Raw genomic sequence first — 15,622 nt, 5'->3', positions numbered from 1 at the left:
AACTATGAGTTGAGTTTTGCAAATTTGAGAATTTTACTTGTTGTTTATTGAACAAGTTTCACTCAATGTTACTAACGTTTAACTCATTATCAATATGTGGGGAGTATAATTGTTTTGATGCGTAAAATTAAGTTAATGGTGGTTTTTAGTAAAAATTTTCTTACGAGAGATTAATTTGTTGGGTGGGCAGTATCAATAAGTTGTACTTGGGAATTTAGTCTAGATTGATATCACAAAGTATTCGTGATTGACTGGTATTTTATTGAGGAGGTGACCAGTGAAAATATTGTTATAAGGAGTAAGGAGGTTAGTTAAATGGGGAGTGTAATTATTGAAGCGTAATCATATTATATAGTTATTTCTTAAACTTCCTATATATTTGTCCTATTTATTACTCGATCTTTAATTTACTTGGTATCTCACCTTGCTCTCTCTTGGCTTGATAGGAGGAAGAATAAGATCACCTGTAAGCAGGCAGGAAAAAAGCACATCCAATAGGACGTACTTCGAGTGCTTGAGGTTTCTGAGTTGCGAGCTACATGGCTAAGTTTTCATGTCTTAAGTTGGTGAGTGCTTTTAGATGGCCCTGTCTTTTAAGTTCGCTAAGCGCGTTATGACTATTCAAGACTATTCGATCTCAGATATTGCGCTTCACTTGGGATACGCAGATGCCTCACAATTAAAAGAGCGTTTAAGCGAGCGAACGGAATAACACCACTTCAATGGAAAAAGATCAATAAAGGTATAGGTGTATAGCGCTTCTAAAGCACCAACCATATTCTCTTCAGAAGCCGATTTGTGTTAGTTATTTCTTAGTTTATTGATATTGAGAAGGCCGTCGTAATGATGGCCTTTTTTGTACTCTATTGATTGTATATTCTACCCAAGGCTTTTAATTTATAAACGTTCGCTATGAATCTTGATGTGCGGCACTTTGTGTCGCTTTTCCATCAATGACATGGTGATAACGGGAGTGTGTATGAGTTCTAATGAAATCAAAAATGTGGTGTTTGATGTAGGTAATGTCATTGTGCGTTGGGCACCTCTGGAAATTGCCCGGCTTACTTTTGGTGATACTGAAGAATTGGAGTCTCGAGCTCGTTCTATTTTTCAAAGTACGATTTGGTTGGATTTGAACAAAGGATTCTTGACCGAAAGTGAGGCCAAGCTTCGTTATCAACAAGAACTCGACTTGTCCCCGTTAGAGTGCGATCGCCTGTTCTATTACGTTAAGCAAACGCAGATCTTACTGCACGGTTCAGTTGAACTCATCGAGCGAGTAAAGCGATCGGGCTATGATGTGTACGCGCTTACTGACAATGTGGTCGAGATTGTTGAATATTTAAAAAATACCTATCAGTTTTGGGCGTTGTTTGATGGTGCGGCAGTATCTGCTGAATTGGGCATGCTTAAGCCACAACCTGAAATCTACCAAGCGCTGCTATCTAATAATGGGCTTGAAGCTTCAGAAACCGTCTTCATCGATGATATGCCCTATAACGTTGAAGGGGCAAAGGCTGTAGGCATAGCTGGTATTCAGTTTACCGATGCCGCTCAGTGTGAAAACAGCTTGCAGGCGCTTGGCGTTAATTTAATAGATTGACACCTTGGCGAATGAGTTAAATTTGAGGATGTAGAAAATGAAAAGATACCCACCTAAGTCTATCGTTACATTCTTGTTTTTGACTATGTCGGTGCTGGTTTTAGTCGTGGCTTTCGTGCTTCAAATTCGCGGTGAGCAAGCATGTGATAGTTGCTATGAATCAGATAAAGGACAGTTCAAGTTTGTCCTTTATGATGGAACTTCACCTGCGATAATTCCCAGTATTTATAACGAGCTATTACTTAAACAGGCGCCTTTGATGAAGAGCTTCGGCCTGGACTCAATACCGGTCATAACGGTGAGAGTATGGCAAAGCCAAAAGGCGTACTTAGATGAGCAAGAGCGTAGCATTGGACAGCGATATGCGTTTTCTACAGGCTACATCGAGCCTAAAAGTAATGAAATCAGGCTGCTTTATTTTGGTGGTGAAATCCAACGAACGGCATTGCATGAATTTGTGCATTTACTGACACTTCAAATCAACCCCAATTTCGCGAACAACCCTCGTTGGTTGTGGGAAGCCGTAGCCATCTATAAATCTGAAGATTATTGGTTCCACATGAATAACAGGAGCGCCATCAAAGGCCGCTTTGATGGGCTTGTTCAGGACTTATACAATAAGCCGAACAGTAGCTCGGCGGTTTATGAGCTTGGGTATACGGTCGGTGAGTTTATTGAACGTTCATGGGGAGAAGGGGCGTTTGTTGATCTTATTAAGAGCAATGGTGACCCCTCACAGCTTACCGATCAGCCAATAGAATCGCTGTTTTATGATTGGGAAAAATTCGTCAAAACTACGTATTTGAGTGGCCCGAAAAGTGAGTATGAAAAAGCCATGGAACGAAGCCCATTCGATAGAAGAGACACGGTAAACTAATCAAAAAAGAGGTGATGTTTAATTAAAAATATCACCTCTTTTGTCATTTACTTTTAGTTCGCGTTTACTTGCTGTCGTCAGTTGGCTGTTCAGTATTCAAATATCTAATCAATTTTGCCGGCGTACCACCGTATAGGCAATCTGGTGGTACATCATTGTTGACTACTGAGTTCGCTGCGATAACCGAGCGAGCGCCAATCGTTACACCTTGGTTGATCACTGAGTTGCCACCAACCCACACATCATCTTCGATTGTTATGGGTAAACAGAAGGTTTCCCATTTACGGCGGCTACGATAATCAAGGGAGTGTGATGGCGTATAGAATTGAACGCTTGGTCCAATTAAAACATTTTTGCCGACTTTGATTCTCGCACCGTCTAGCATTACTACGTTCATATTAATGAAGGTGTCGTCGCCAATCTCGATGGTTTTGCCAAACTCACAATGAAAAGGGGGCTGGATTAAGCTGCTACTCCCGACCTTCCCAAATAGTTGCTCTTGCAATGTGTGTTGCTGGTCTGGGTCTTGATGGTTGTTGAAAGCCATTAGCGCTTTTCTGGCATTGGAACGCATAGTATCAATTTCTTGGTCTGCACCATCATACATTTGCCCAGATAGCATCTTTTCTAGTTCAGTTTTATCGTTTGTATTACTCATGCTTGCCTACTTTCCGAGAGTCTCGGTTTAATACCAATCGTAGTAAATAACTGGTCATCCTAGCTGGTTAAAACGCTCAATAACTGCGTTAGAAATTTTGATTGTAGAATAACTACTTATCGAAAATTTCTGCCTTGTTCTTAAGCCTTTTTCCTGCGCTATTTATGATCACTTACTTACTGTGATTGGTATAAATGACGAATACTGTAAGATTAGCGATTTTTGGACATAAAAAAAGAGAAAAGCCTCAGCCTTTCTCTTCCTATTTTGTACCGTTAAGCTCTGACGTTAAGTGAGCCCAGCTATTCAGCAAAAGACTTACTTTGGTGGCAAATTAGATTTGCTCAACGAAACCCATTAGGTGCTGTTTTACCTCGTCTGAAGCAAAAGCGCTTTCGACAGAGTACTTGTAGATCTCTGCGTAATCTTCTTTTGTTAGACCGAACGTTTCACACACACGTTTCACTTCGTTGGTCATGGTTGTGTTCGACACAGTGCGGTTATCTGTATTGATCGTTACAACGATGCCGTCTTTTTTGAATTCAGCAATTGGGTGGTCGCCGAATTTGTGAATACACTTAGTTTGAACGTTACTTGTTGGGCAAGTTTCAAGCGCAACTTGCTTCTCTTTAACGATGTTGTATGCGTCTTCATTACCTTGGATGTGAACACCGTGGCCGATACGTTCAGCGTCAAGCAGTGTTACTGCATCGTAAACGTTCTGACCATGCCATTGCTCACCAGCGTGAACTGTCACACGGTAGCCTTGCTCGATAGCGTATTGCGTGTATTCAGGGAACTCAGCACAGAAGCCTGGCTTTTCACCACCTGCGATATCAAACGCAACTACACCTTTACCAAGGTATGGCTTACCAGCGTCGATAACATCTTTGATTGAATCTTTCGGGAACATACGCAGTACAGACATGATGTAGTTGCCTTTGATGTCGTACTTCTCTTCCGCACGTTTCATGCCTTTCACCGCACTTGCGATGATCGCATCAAGAGACAAGCCCTTGTTTACGTGAAGAATCGGTGCAAAACGAACTTCTAGGTACTTAACGTTTTCTAGTGCAGCGTCTTCGTAAAGCTCAAAAGAGATACGCTCAATTGCTTCTTCAGTCTGCATCACTTGTAGCGGCAGGCTGAAACAAGCCAAATACTCATCTAGGTTTTTACAATCTTCTGGCACAGTTAGAGATTGAACAACCGCATCGCGATCTTCAGGCAGTTCGATTCCGTACTGTTTCGCCAAATCAATAATGGTGTCTGGACGAACACTTCCGTCAAGGTGGCAGTGCAGATCAATCTTAGGGAGTGCTAGAAAATTCATGAGTATTCCTTAGGTCTATTATTTTTTGAGTTATTAACTCATAGGTTACATGGGCTTAAATTAACAAGTTTGTGATATGATTTAAAGTGACATAAAGTCATCATTAATCTGAATCTAAGGAATATCATGGTAGATGTTAAGAGCTTACTCAAATGTGATATGAATTTACTGCTGTGTTTACACGTTTTGTTTGAAGAGCGCAGTGTGAGCAAAACAGCAGAGCGATTATTCCTTAGTCAGTCCGCGGTGAGTAAGCAACTCACCAAGCTGCGAACTTTGTTTGATGACCCGCTATTTGAGCGCGAATCTAAAGGTCTGTTTCCAACCCCGAAAGCTACTTCTTTAGCGCCTAAGATTCATCAGATCCTTTTGCAAGTTGAACAGCTAACCGTGCCGGACATTTTTGAGCCGAAAGACAGCGAGCGCACTTTTAATATCGATCTTGTTGAAACCGCTTATACCGCGATATACCCTAAATTTATGCCTAACGCGTTGGCAGATGCGCCGAACATTACGGTAAACAGCACTACTTGGAGTAGCGAAACCTTTAAGCGCCTACTAAAGCGTGAGGTCGATTTTGGGATTGGAATTTTTGAGCTCGATGAAAGAGCGAGTACTCACATTCAAAATATCCCTGCTGAGTTAAACCATGTCGAATTGCTGCAAGATTACTCTGTGTGTTTGATGCGTAATGATCACCCGGTGCTTCAGGAAGATTGGAACCTGCAAGCCTTCCTTAAATACCGTCATATTCAGTTAGTCACTGGTGGCGTTGGCGACTGGTTGCTTCTGGAGATCTTGCAAGCCAAACAGCTTCAAATTAACAAAGCCGCCAACGTGTCGGACATCACCAGCGCAGTAAAGCTGTGCAAGCAAAGCGATTTGCTGATGTGTTATCCGTACAACTCGGTTCGTGACTATATTGAGAGTGGCGAACTGGTGATGAAACCGATTCCCATTGAGTTGGTTCCCGGTGGTTTGTTTTTGCTTTGGCATCGTTATTTTGACTCTGAACCAAGTCACAAATGGCTTCGCGACCTAATCGTCAATAAGACCCAAGAACCTCAGCTGTAAACTGCGAGCTACGATGATCAAAACGGCGAAATAACTTTTTTAAAATTTATTTCGTCTTTTTCGAATGAGCATCGTCTTACTACGGGTGCCAAATGCCCGCCAAGAATGAGATATCTAAATGAATCCAATGCCATCGATTCCGCAACAAGTCATTGAAGATGCTTGTGAGTGGGCCATTATGCACGGTGTCGCTTTTCGTCAGTCTGACAATTCCGCGAGACATTGCCCTTTTAGCCTTGCTCCAATGAGTATTGAGCGTAAGGTATTTGAACACCTGTTGAGGGTGACACCGCTTATCACCAAGCTCATCAACAATGTTTCGGAAGACCATGACTTTTTACAGTCATCATTGAGCGATATGGCGAAAGCCGATCCGTTTTTTGGTCGCTTGATGGAGCTTCATCAACAGGCTCATGGCAGTGCCGATGAGCGCTTGAATCCAGCTTGACAACCTTTGTTGTTGATGCGTACTGATTTTATGGACGATCGCCGACACGGTGCAAAAGTGATTGAGTTTAATGGCATTGCGGCAGGGATGGCCCCGTTTGGTCAACGCGCTACAGAGTTCCACTCGTTCATGCAAAACCAATGGGCAAACGTTTATAACAATTGGTTGGAAGACCCGTCAGCAACACCGGCTGAAAACCAAGGTTTAACCCAGTTGGCTTATGGTATCGCTAATGCTGCAAGGCAAGTAAAAGCCGACTTCAACGAGCAAGATAAACCGGTTTTCTTGATGGTGGTGCAGAAGAACGAAGACAACGTATATGACCAACATTTGCTTGAAGTTGAGCTGCAAAAACAGGGCATTCGCACGGTTCGTCGTACCTTTGAACAATTGAGCTGCCAGCTTTCATCGGGCGATAATCAACGCTTGTTATTGAAAGATGTCGGCGCTGTCGATGTGGTGTACCTAAGAGCTGGCTATCAGTATTCAGATTACTGGGCTCCAGAACTCAACGAATCGGTTTGTTGCCATACGTTAAGTCAGACTCGCTTGTTTATGGAGCAACACCATGTCGCAATGAACGCGACCATCAGCCAGCAATTAGCGACCAGTAAAACCATGCAAATGTTGCTGACCATGTTGCCAGCAGCTGAATACGCACGTTGGGGTTTAACGTTACAAGAAGCCGAACTGGTCAAGAGTGTATTAGCTGACATGAAGCCCATCGGCAGTGAAGCAATTGAATGGTTTAATACACAAGCTGATAAGCAAGAATGGGTGCTGAAAAACCAAGGAGAGGGCGGTGGCCACTGCGTCTTTGGTGACGATATCAGTGAATAGCTGAGCCAACTTGAGCCAGAAGAGTACGACGCATGGGCATTGATGCAGCGCTTGTATCCGCATGAGCGTGACGTACCGACAATTGCAGTGCGTGATACACAACAAACGCTCGTGACAGACTTAATCAGCGAAGTAGGTTTGTTCACCGCTTACTATCAAGGAGAACCAGTAACAGAGCTCGGTGGCTACGCGGGCTACTTGATCCGCAGTAAACCCGCTAGTGAAAACGAAGGCGGGATCCACAGTGGAAAAGGGATTCTCGATTCGCTGGTGTTGATTGATTAGTGCTTAATTTTGAACCGTGACAGATAGCAGCAAGGCCAGCGCGTGAACGTTGGCCTTTATGGTCTTTAGAGTGCAATGAATTAATTAGTTCTAGGTTTAAATCATAGATTTTATTCCAGTAATTATGTCCTATTTTCAATTAACAAGCTGCGTTTGTGTAAACGGTAGATTGTGAATAGATTGGTGGTAATAAATGCTCCTGCGACCAAAGATCCACCGATAGAACCAAGCCAAATATTGTGGCTAATCCAACAAAGTGAGTTGAACAGAATAAAGGATCTCAGTGTTACACCTTGTTTGGTAAATAATGCCCAAGTGGCAACTGAAGAACCTAAAACGGTTATGAATTCAAAGAAGTGTGTGATGTTAGGTAATGTCATTACCCACATTAAACCAATGAAAAACCACATCACTTTGCGTGATTGAGTTTTGATGGAAGCATAACTACGAAGTGCGTTAATCATCACGCCAATGGCAGCAACTGTAGCTCCCATTAAGGTGAAGTGAATTCCCATGATCAGACAGAACATCATCATCTGATAACGAAATCGCATGTCGTCTTTTTGCCAAAAGGCCATCACGCCAACTAGGAATGCAATTCCGCCAATACCTTGTGCTATTGCGTTTTCCATACTCGTTCCATCAGTCAATTTAAGTTTATGAACAAAAATTCAGCCCTCTAATTAGAGGGCTGGTTAATGCTTTAATTGACTACGTAAAGCTTATTATTGTTCGATGAATGTGATTATTGATTCACTAAAGCAACGGCTTCACGAGTTAAATGAGCCAGTTCTTCCCAATTACCTTCTTCAATCAGCTTCTTATCCACCATCCAAGTACCACCACATGCGAGTACTCGAGGTATCGCTAGGTAGTCTTTAATGTTATTTGGGTTAATGCCACCTGTCGGCATTAACCCAATATCCGTGTAAGGCGCAAGAAGTGACTTAACCATGTTGATGCCACCCGATGCTTCAGCAGGGAAAAACTTCAATGTGGTTAGTCCCATTTCTAGAGCAGCCTCTACTGTGCTTGGGTTGTTGACCCCAGGAATGATGTCAATACCAATCTCTTGGCAAGCTCTTACTGTGTTTGGGTTAAAGCCAGGAGAGACGACGAACGTTGCGCCCGCTTCTTTGGCCGCGATAGCTTGCTCACGATTGAGCACAGTTCCGGCGCCGATCAACATCTCAGGTTGTGATTCACGAAGTAGACGAATAGCTTCCACTGCAGCCTCAGAGCGGAATGTAATCTCTGCTGCAGGTAAACCATTTTCAGCTAACACTTTTCCCAGAGGGATGATGTCTTCAGCGTTGTCGATAGCGATCACAGGGATAACTTTCAGTGTTTTCAGTTGTTGTTTGATGTTAGACATTGGTATTCCTTAAATGGCTGTGATGGCCGCTTGAGTTAGTTCTTTTGCAATAATGGCACCACGATGTTGGATAACGACGCCTGCCATGGTGTTACCGCGCTGGCATGACGTAATTAAGTCTTCGCCTGCAAGGTAAGCAGATAAAAATCCGCCATTGAATGAGTCTCCTGCTGAGGTCGTATCAACGACGTGTTCAACAGGTAGGGTCGGCACCGCCCGTGGAGCCGAAGCGGTACCAGAATCTTGCTCTCTGTTAGCTTGACTTGTGTCACCTTGACTTGTGGCACCTTGAATGAGACAACCATCTGCCCCCAATTTGACGATGCATCGCTTAACACCCAGTGAAGTTAGACGTTCAATGGTTTGTTCAGGTGAAGTATCTCCCCAAATTAACTGTTCATCATCGAATGTAACCAAGGCTAAATCCGTCAATGTATACATGGCTTGGTAGCTATTTTTGACGGTTTGGTTTTCGTCCTGTGGCCAAAGTGCAGGGCGGAAGTTACTATCGAAGGCGATCTCAACACCTTGTGTTTTCAACTCAACCAAGATGGTTAATAGCTCGATACGATCTTGTTCAGGCAGAATCGCTAATGTGATACCGCTGAGAAAGACCATATCGACATTGCGCAGTGCCTGCTTTATCTGATTGAAATCTGGGTGCTGCAGTAGGTAGCGTGCAGCCGACTGATTTCTCCAATACAGAAAGGTACGTTCACCTGCGTCATCAAGCTGAATTAGGTATAGGCCTGGCGTACGTTGGTTGTCTTGTAGAACTAGGTCCGTCGACACCCCTTCTTGTTGCCAGCGTTCTAACATTTCCTTGCTAATCGGGTCTGCGCCTAAAGCCGTGACGTAGGACACTTTGATGTTATCTTGATTGAGGTTGGCTTCACAGCCGCGGCTTAAATAAACCGCAGCATTGAGAGTGTCTCCGCCAAACGTTTGGTGCATTGAGCCGAACGGTTTGCCGTTAAGCTCGATCATGCACTCACCAATGATGGCGATATGTTTCATGGGTTACGCCCTCTCTTCGAAGTAGCGTTTTGCGTTACCAAAGCAGATGTCTTCGACCATAGGGCCAAGCAGTGACATGTCGTTTGGCACCTCGCCGTTTTCAGCCCAACGACCAAGCATGTCACACAGAATTCTGCGGAAGTATTCGTGGCGTGTGTAAGACAAGAAGCTGCGAGAGTCAGTCAGCATTCCGACAAACTGGCTAAGCAGACCAAGCTGAGATAGTTGCTCCATTTGGCGTTGCATGCCGTCTTTCTGATCGTTGAACCACCAACCAGAACCAAACTGAACTTTGCCCGCGATGCCGCCACCTTGGAAGTTACCAATCATGGTTGCCATCATCTCGTTATCGCGAGGGTTTAAGCAATAAAGGATGGTGCGAGGTAACTCATTGCTTTGATCCATCTCGTCTAATAGGTGAGCCAATTCGAAGGCAAACGTCTTGTCGCTAATCGAGTCAAACCCTGCATCAGCGCCTAACAGTTGGAACATACGCGTGTTGTTATTGCGCTGAGCACCAATATGAAGCTGCATTACCCAACCCATTGCAGCGTAACGCTTGCCTAACCACACTTGAACCGCTGTTGAGAACTGTGCACATTCTAAATCGGTGAGCGTTTCGCCATTGAGGCGTCTAGCTAACAGAGCATCTAAATCGGATTCTGATGGAATCGGCGCGTAGCGAACCACTTCGATACCATGGTCTGCTGCACGGCAACCATGGTCGTTGAAATGCGCTAGGCGGCTGTCTAAAGCACTCAATAGATGATGGAAGCGAGTGATTTCAACGTCAGCAACCATGCTTAATTTTTGTAGGTAATCAGCAAAGCCATCAAGTTCAATTTTGAACGCTTTATCTGGGCGCCAGCTTGGTAGAACCTTCACATCAAATGAACTGTCTTGAGCGATCGTTTTATGGTGTTCAAGAGAATCAATCGGATCGTCTGTCGTACCTGCCATCACCACATTCATTTGCTTCATGATGCCACGAGCACTAAATTCCGGTGTCGCTAATAGCTCGTTGCCTTCATGCCAAATTTGGTCGGCTGTCTCTGGGCCAAATAGAGTGCCAGTAATACCAAATGGGCGGCGTAGTTCTAAATGAGTCCAGTGGTAGAGTGGGTTACCTAAGGTTTGAGGGACGGTTCTAGCCCATGCCATGAACTTATCATAATCGCTTGCCCCTCCAGTAATCAGACGCTCATCAATCCCTGCTGAACGCATACCACGCCATTTGTAGTGGTCACCTTCAAGCCAAATCTTAGACATGTTTTCGAACTGACGATCTTGAGCCACTTCTGCCGGGTTTAGATGGCAGTGATAGTCATAAATCGGCTGGTGGCTTGCATGTTCGTGGTACAAACGGCGTGCAGTCTCATTCGACAGTAAAAAGTCTTCACATAAGAAATTCTTCATTGTTAGTACTCCTTATAACGCAGCCACGGTCGCAACGGCACCGTGTTCAATTAGTGATTGGTACGCTGAACTTACTGCATCAATGACCTGCGGGTTTTGACCTAGCTCGGCAGGGAAAATCGCTTCAACAGCAAGCAATGCCGGAACTACGGAAACATTGAGCCCATGCTGGTCGCAGATCTGGCGAAGTGTATCTACCATTGGGTCGCGCACATCGATCTCATTGCCTTGCTCATCAACGCCAGATACATAACGCATCCAGCCAGCGATGGCGGTTGCAAGCCACGAGAAATCTGAGTCTTGCTCTAAATGGAATCGTAAGCTGCCACCCATACGTTGAGGGATCTTCTGGCTGCCATCCATCGCGATTTGCCAGGTTTTATGTTTCAAGCTTGGGTTGGTGAAGCGGTTGATCAGTAAGGTTGCGTAACCTTCCAAATCAGTCCCTTCAGGCATCGTTAGCGAAGGTGCTTGTGATTTCATCATCATGTCAAAAGCGGCTTTTCGGTAGCCTGCATCTGTCATGGTGTCGGAAATATGGTCGTAGCCACCAAGATATCCAAGGTAAGCAAGGAAAGAGTGACTGCCATTGAGCATGCGCAGTTTCATTTCTTCGTAAGGCACTACATCTTCTACGAACTCTGCACCAGCAACATTCCAGTCTGGACGACCCGCAACAAAATTATCTTCAATTACCCATTGGCGGAAGGGTTCACAGGCGATGCCACATGGGTCTTCACAACCTAGCAGTTCTGCAATTTCTGTTAGTGTTTCTTCTGTTGCTGCAGGTACGATGCGGTCAACCATAGTGCATGGGAAAGTGACATTGGTTTCAATCCAATCACGTAATTCTGGGTCAAGCAGTTGAGCAAACTCAATGACCGCTGCTTTTGCTACATGACCGTTTTCTTGCACGTTATCGCAAGACATGACCGTGAATGGTGTTAAGTCACGTTCTCGTCGAATTTTGAGGGCTTGGACAATGTAACCTAATGCTGATTTAGGTTCGCTTGGGTTAGCTAGGTCAGCGATGACTAATGGGTTATTTTTGTCGAGTTTTCCTGTCGCTGGATCAGCACAGTAGCCTTTCTCTGTGATGGTCATAGAAACGATAGCCACTTGAGGTTCGGCCATTTTTTCTAATACGGTTTCGATGCCGTCTAAGCTTGGATGAAGAGATTCGGTCACTGAACCGATCACTTTCATGTCTGTGGATTCAGCGCCTTTTTCAGCAATGGTGTAAAGGTGGTCTTGCGCGCGAAGTGATTCAATCAAATCTTCGCCGCCGAATAGGTTTATCTCACAAATGCCCCAATCAGTATTGGTTTTGCTGAGCATTTCATTGGTGAACAGCGCTTGGTGCGCACGATGAAAGGCACCAAAACCAAGGTGCACGATACGGCTCTGGAGTGTTGAACGGTCGTAGTCAGGTCGTAATATAGTGTTTGGCAGCGTAGAGTTAGCAACAGTCTTCATTATTCAGTTCCTTTTCCCGCCAGCGAACCAGCGGGATTTTATTATTTGATAAAGCGTTTGAGTGTTTAGCAGTCTTAGAATGTATCTGCGACCTAATTACGAACCGTAGCCCAGTACTAATTCAGGTAGGAACAAGCTCAGCTCTGGGATAAAAGTAACGGCCATTAGGGCTGCAATCAGCGCAGCATAGAATGGCAACAAAGGTTTGATGACTTTGTCGATGGCGATGTTAGCAACCGAGCAACCGATGAATAGAGCACTACCCACTGGTGGCGTACAGATACCGATAGCTAGGTTGAAGGTCATCATGATGCCGAAGTGCACAGGGTCGATGCCTAGGTCTAACGCGATTGGTAAGAAGATTGGCGTGAAGATAAGTACCGCTGGCGTCATATCCATGAAGATACCCACAATCAGTAGGATGATGTTGATGATCAATAGAATCATTAGCGGGTTATCAGAAACCGCCAATAATGCATCAGCAATCATGTAAGGCACATCGGCGTTCGCCATTGCCCAAGACATCCCCATTGATGCGCCTACAAGTAATAGAACGATAGATGTTGTTACTGCAGACTCAAGGATGATCTTTGGAATATCACCCCATTTCACTTCACGGTAGACAAGTACCGCGAGAACGAAGGTGTATACCACAGCAATTGCAGAAGCCTCAGTTGCAGTAAAGATACCGCCAATGATGCCGCCCATGATGATGCCGATCAGTGCTAAAGAAGGTGCCGCTTTTAAGAAGGTATCCCAAACCATTGATAATGAAGGACGCGCTGCCACTGGGTAACCGCGACGTTTCGCAATGATACCCGCCACAATCATGATACTTAACCCCATCAAAATACCTGGGATGTAGCCCGCTAAGAACAGCGCCGCAATTGAAGTACCACCCGAAACCAATGAGAAAACGATCAGCGTATTACTTGGCGGAATCAATAGACCAGTAGGACACGAAGTAATGTTTACTGCAGCAGAGAAGTTTTCGTCGTAGCCATCTTTCTTTTGCAGAGGAGACATGGTGCCACCAACTGCAGCCGCCGATGCAACCGCTGAGCCTGAGATAGAACCAAACATCATGTTTGCCATCACGTTTACGTGTGCCAATGAACCCGGTAGACGACCACCTAACACTTTCGCGAAGTTGATCAGACGCAGCGCGATGCCGCCTTGGTTCATGATGTTGCCCGCCAAAATGAAGAACGGGATTGCCAATAGTGCAAAGTTATCAAGGCCAGCGGCCATACGTTGAGCAACTACAGCGATTGCAGGCTCAAGCGGTAAGCTCATTAAGATGGTTGCTAGTGACGATAAACCAATCGCAAAAGAGATCGGTACGCCGATTGTAAGCAGTACAGCGAAACTACCGAACAAGGTCAGTATTACTTGCCATTCCATTGTGAAATCCTTCTATCAATCAAGTTGTGAGTCGGTGATCAAATCGTCACCTGACATTAATTGTTTAACGCGTTCGTAGGTAAATACGACGGAGTAAAAAATCATCAAAGCGCCACTAATCGGTAAGCAGAAGTAGATGTAGCCCATTTCTAAACCTAGAGCGGGAGTCAGTTGTCCCATCGCAAGTGTTTTAGCTGCAAGTTGGCTTCCACCGTGTACCAGAACGATATAAGAGAAAGAAGCGATGGCTATTTGGATAACGATTTCGTTGATTAATTTGCGTTTGCCAGTCAGCTTCATCGTAAGCAGGTCGATGGCAAGGTGGCGTTTCAGACCCGTAGTGTAAGCAGCACCAATTAAGGCTACCCACATAAAGAGATAACGCGCGAGCTCGTCGGTAACAGTACTTGGCTTGCCAATAACATAGCGGGATAAAACCTGCCATATCACACACAGTACTAAGAAAGACGATAGAGACACTGTAAAGGCGGCCAACCCTCTATTTATGTAACTGACCAATTTATTCATGTTTATTTCCTTTCAACAAAATTGCGTATCTCATAACAATTGGTTTACCAATATAAGAAACTGTTTCTATGTAGGGATGGGATGTTCAAAAATCTGGCTGAATCATAAGCTATTCATTTTTTGGTTGGCGTGAGCAACTTCACAAATGGTTTTGGTTGACCAATTTATGGGTTTTTATTGTGATATTGGTCAATCAATTTTAATTTCAGCTTTGACGGTTCCTTTTTTGAACCCCAATATGAGCCCATAACAAAAAACACCCTACATTTTGGATAACCAATCCACGGAGAATAAGAATGATGATGACGCGTAAAACTTTGATTAGTGCGGTTGTCGGTGCTGCTTTCACTTTTGGAGCAACAGCTTCTGCTTATGCAGCGACAACATTGAAACTGAGTCATAACCACCCTCGTGACCATGCAGTACATGAAGCGATGACGTTTATGGCGAAAGAAGTACGTGAATTGACTGACGGTGAGGTGCGTATTCGTATTTACCCTGATGCTCAATTGGGTACACAGCGTGAATCTATGGAGCTGATGCAGAACGGAGCTTTAGATATGGTGAAAAGTAATGCTGCTGAGCTAGAAGCTTTTTCTCCTGCTTATTCATCATTCAACATGCCTTACTTATTCCGCGATCAAGCACACTACTACAGTGTGACTGATGGTGAAGTAGGCCGCGACATTCTTAACTCTTCTCGTGATAGCGGCTTTATTGGTGTGACTTACTACGACGCTGGTGCGCGTAGCTTCTATACCAATAAGCCAATTAACACGCCAGAAGATCTGAAAGGTTTGAAAGTTCGTGTTCAACCAAGCCCATCAGCAATTGCGATGGTGAAAGCGTTAGGCGGTAACCCAACGCCACTAGCTTATGGTGAGTTGTACACAGCACTGCAGCAAGGTGTGGTGGATGCGGCCGAAAATAACATTCCTTCATTCAGCTTGAGCCGTCACAGTGAAGTGTCTAAATACTTCAGCTTAGATGAGCACACGATGGTTCCGGATGTGTTGGTTATCTCAACCAAAGCATACGATAAACTGACTACAGAACAACAAGATGCGCTAATGAAAGCGGCAAGTGATTCATCTGAATTGATGAAAAAATTGTGGGCTGAATCGGAAGCAAAAGAGCGTGCTAAAGCCGAGAAAATGGGCGTGACTTTTGTGGAACCAGACAAGGCTGCGTTCGCACTAGCGGTCCAACCTATGTATGACGCGCTAGATAAAGCGGACCCAGAATTGAGCGCATTGATTGACCGTATTCAGGCTGTTGAATAACTAGC

The 15,622-nt window shown here is 44.6% G+C and carries 13 protein-coding genes and 2 pseudogenes; 6 read left to right on the top strand and 9 right to left on the bottom strand.

Annotated features, from left to right (window positions below; translation table 11 throughout):
• Window positions 1-586: 586 nt before the first annotated feature.
• From CWO27_RS23815 to CWO27_RS18640, 3 genes and pseudogenes are all read left to right on the top strand, one after another.
• Window positions 587-756 (top strand): annotated as a pseudogene (locus CWO27_RS23815) (helix-turn-helix domain-containing protein); the annotation flags it as partial.
• A gap of 223 nt (window positions 757-979) precedes the next feature.
• On the top strand, window positions 980-1,603 hold the full coding sequence (locus CWO27_RS18645) for an HAD family hydrolase (RefSeq protein WP_102479722.1): 624 nt from the start codon (window positions 980-982) through the stop codon (window positions 1,601-1,603).
• A gap of 37 nt (window positions 1,604-1,640) precedes the next feature.
• Window positions 1,641-2,480, top strand: coding sequence for a hypothetical protein (locus CWO27_RS18640; RefSeq protein WP_102432565.1), 840 nt, complete (start codon window positions 1,641-1,643; stop codon window positions 2,478-2,480).
• 64 nt (window positions 2,481-2,544) lie between these two features.
• On the opposite strand, the gene CWO27_RS18635 is transcribed toward CWO27_RS18640, so the two are convergent.
• Window positions 2,545-3,138, bottom strand: coding sequence for a sugar O-acetyltransferase (locus CWO27_RS18635; protein ID WP_107899359.1), 594 nt, complete (start codon window positions 3,136-3,138; stop codon window positions 2,545-2,547).
• Between the two features lie 334 nt (window positions 3,139-3,472).
• A complete protein-coding gene (gene add / locus CWO27_RS18630) occupies window positions 3,473-4,471 on the bottom strand; it encodes an adenosine deaminase (RefSeq protein WP_048662506.1) in 999 nt (332 codons plus the stop codon).
• Between the two features lie 126 nt (window positions 4,472-4,597).
• On the opposite strand from add, the gene CWO27_RS18625 reads away from it, so the two are divergent.
• Both CWO27_RS18625 and CWO27_RS18620 read left to right on the top strand, forming a co-directional pair.
• Window positions 4,598-5,545, top strand: coding sequence for a LysR substrate-binding domain-containing protein (locus CWO27_RS18625; RefSeq protein ID WP_107899358.1), 948 nt, complete (start codon window positions 4,598-4,600; stop codon window positions 5,543-5,545).
• Window positions 5,546-5,663: 118 nt separating this feature from the next.
• A pseudogene (locus CWO27_RS18620) lies at window positions 5,664-7,118 on the top strand (glutathione synthase).
• Window positions 7,119-7,240: 122 nt separating this feature from the next.
• Here CWO27_RS18620 and CWO27_RS18615 read toward each other — a convergent pair.
• The 7 genes from CWO27_RS18615 to CWO27_RS18585 form a co-directional block, all read right to left on the bottom strand.
• Window positions 7,241-7,750 carry a YgjV family protein gene (locus tag CWO27_RS18615; protein WP_107899357.1) on the bottom strand — a complete coding sequence of 170 codons (510 nt, stop codon included), beginning with the start codon at window positions 7,748-7,750 and terminating at the stop codon, window positions 7,241-7,243.
• Between the two features lie 113 nt (window positions 7,751-7,863).
• Entirely contained in the window at window positions 7,864-8,493 is a 630-nt protein-coding gene (locus CWO27_RS18610) for a bifunctional 4-hydroxy-2-oxoglutarate aldolase/2-dehydro-3-deoxy-phosphogluconate aldolase (protein WP_107899356.1), read from the bottom strand.
• 9 nt (window positions 8,494-8,502) lie between these two features.
• A complete protein-coding gene (locus CWO27_RS18605; protein ID WP_107899355.1) occupies window positions 8,503-9,510 on the bottom strand; it encodes a sugar kinase in 1,008 nt (335 codons plus the stop codon).
• Window positions 9,511-9,513: 3 nt separating this feature from the next.
• A complete protein-coding gene (gene uxaC, locus CWO27_RS18600; protein WP_107899354.1) occupies window positions 9,514-10,926 on the bottom strand; it encodes a glucuronate isomerase in 1,413 nt (470 codons plus the stop codon).
• 12 nt (window positions 10,927-10,938) lie between these two features.
• Window positions 10,939-12,402 carry a fructuronate reductase gene (locus CWO27_RS18595; RefSeq protein ID WP_107899353.1) on the bottom strand — a complete coding sequence of 488 codons (1,464 nt, stop codon included), beginning with the start codon at window positions 12,400-12,402 and terminating at the stop codon, window positions 10,939-10,941.
• Window positions 12,403-12,498: 96 nt separating this feature from the next.
• The gene (locus CWO27_RS18590) at window positions 12,499-13,806 is read right to left on the bottom strand and encodes a TRAP transporter large permease (protein WP_107899352.1); all 1,308 of its coding nucleotides are present in this window, start codon (window positions 13,804-13,806) and stop codon (window positions 12,499-12,501) included.
• Window positions 13,807-13,821: 15 nt separating this feature from the next.
• The gene (locus CWO27_RS18585) at window positions 13,822-14,334 is read right to left on the bottom strand and encodes a TRAP transporter small permease (RefSeq protein ID WP_048609952.1); all 513 of its coding nucleotides are present in this window, start codon (window positions 14,332-14,334) and stop codon (window positions 13,822-13,824) included.
• A 299-nt stretch (window positions 14,335-14,633) separates the two neighbouring features.
• On the opposite strand from CWO27_RS18585, the gene CWO27_RS18580 reads away from it, so the two are divergent.
• Entirely contained in the window at window positions 14,634-15,617 is a 984-nt protein-coding gene (locus CWO27_RS18580; RefSeq protein WP_048610341.1) for a TRAP transporter substrate-binding protein, read from the top strand.
• Window positions 15,618-15,622: the final 5 nt, after the last annotated feature.

It is taken from the genome of Vibrio sp. 10N.286.51.C3, assembly GCF_003050065.1.
GTDB lineage: Bacteria > Pseudomonadota > Gammaproteobacteria > Enterobacterales > Vibrionaceae > Vibrio > Vibrio crassostreae.
The sequence above is the reverse complement of the archived record's forward strand: the minus strand, read 5'-3'. Positions and strand labels throughout refer to the sequence as shown.

Excerpts from the sequence above, each read along its gene's own strand:
- CWO27_RS18645 (WP_102479722.1), top strand. The coding sequence starts at position 980 with ATGAGTTCTAATGAAATCAAAAATGTGGTGTTTGATGTAGGTAATGTC.
- CWO27_RS18640 (WP_102432565.1), top strand. The coding sequence starts at position 1,641 with ATGAAAAGATACCCACCTAAGTCTATCGTTACATTCTTGTTTTTGACT.
- CWO27_RS18635 (WP_107899359.1), bottom strand. The coding sequence starts at position 3,138 with ATGAGTAATACAAACGATAAAACTGAACTAGAAAAGATGCTATCTGGG.
- add (WP_048662506.1), bottom strand. The coding sequence starts at position 4,471 with ATGAATTTTCTAGCACTCCCTAAGATTGATCTGCACTGCCACCTTGAC.
- CWO27_RS18625 (WP_107899358.1), top strand. The coding sequence starts at position 4,598 with ATGGTAGATGTTAAGAGCTTACTCAAATGTGATATGAATTTACTGCTG.
- CWO27_RS18615 (WP_107899357.1), bottom strand. The coding sequence starts at position 7,750 with ATGGAAAACGCAATAGCACAAGGTATTGGCGGAATTGCATTCCTAGTT.
- CWO27_RS18610 (WP_107899356.1), bottom strand. The coding sequence starts at position 8,493 with ATGTCTAACATCAAACAACAACTGAAAACACTGAAAGTTATCCCTGTG.
- CWO27_RS18605 (WP_107899355.1), bottom strand. The coding sequence starts at position 9,510 with ATGAAACATATCGCCATCATTGGTGAGTGCATGATCGAGCTTAACGGC.
- uxaC (WP_107899354.1), bottom strand. The coding sequence starts at position 10,926 with ATGAAGAATTTCTTATGTGAAGACTTTTTACTGTCGAATGAGACTGCA.
- CWO27_RS18595 (WP_107899353.1), bottom strand. The coding sequence starts at position 12,402 with ATGAAGACTGTTGCTAACTCTACGCTGCCAAACACTATATTACGACCT.
- CWO27_RS18590 (WP_107899352.1), bottom strand. The coding sequence starts at position 13,806 with ATGGAATGGCAAGTAATACTGACCTTGTTCGGTAGTTTCGCTGTACTG.
- CWO27_RS18585 (WP_048609952.1), bottom strand. The coding sequence starts at position 14,334 with ATGAATAAATTGGTCAGTTACATAAATAGAGGGTTGGCCGCCTTTACA.
- CWO27_RS18580 (WP_048610341.1), top strand. The coding sequence starts at position 14,634 with ATGATGACGCGTAAAACTTTGATTAGTGCGGTTGTCGGTGCTGCTTTC.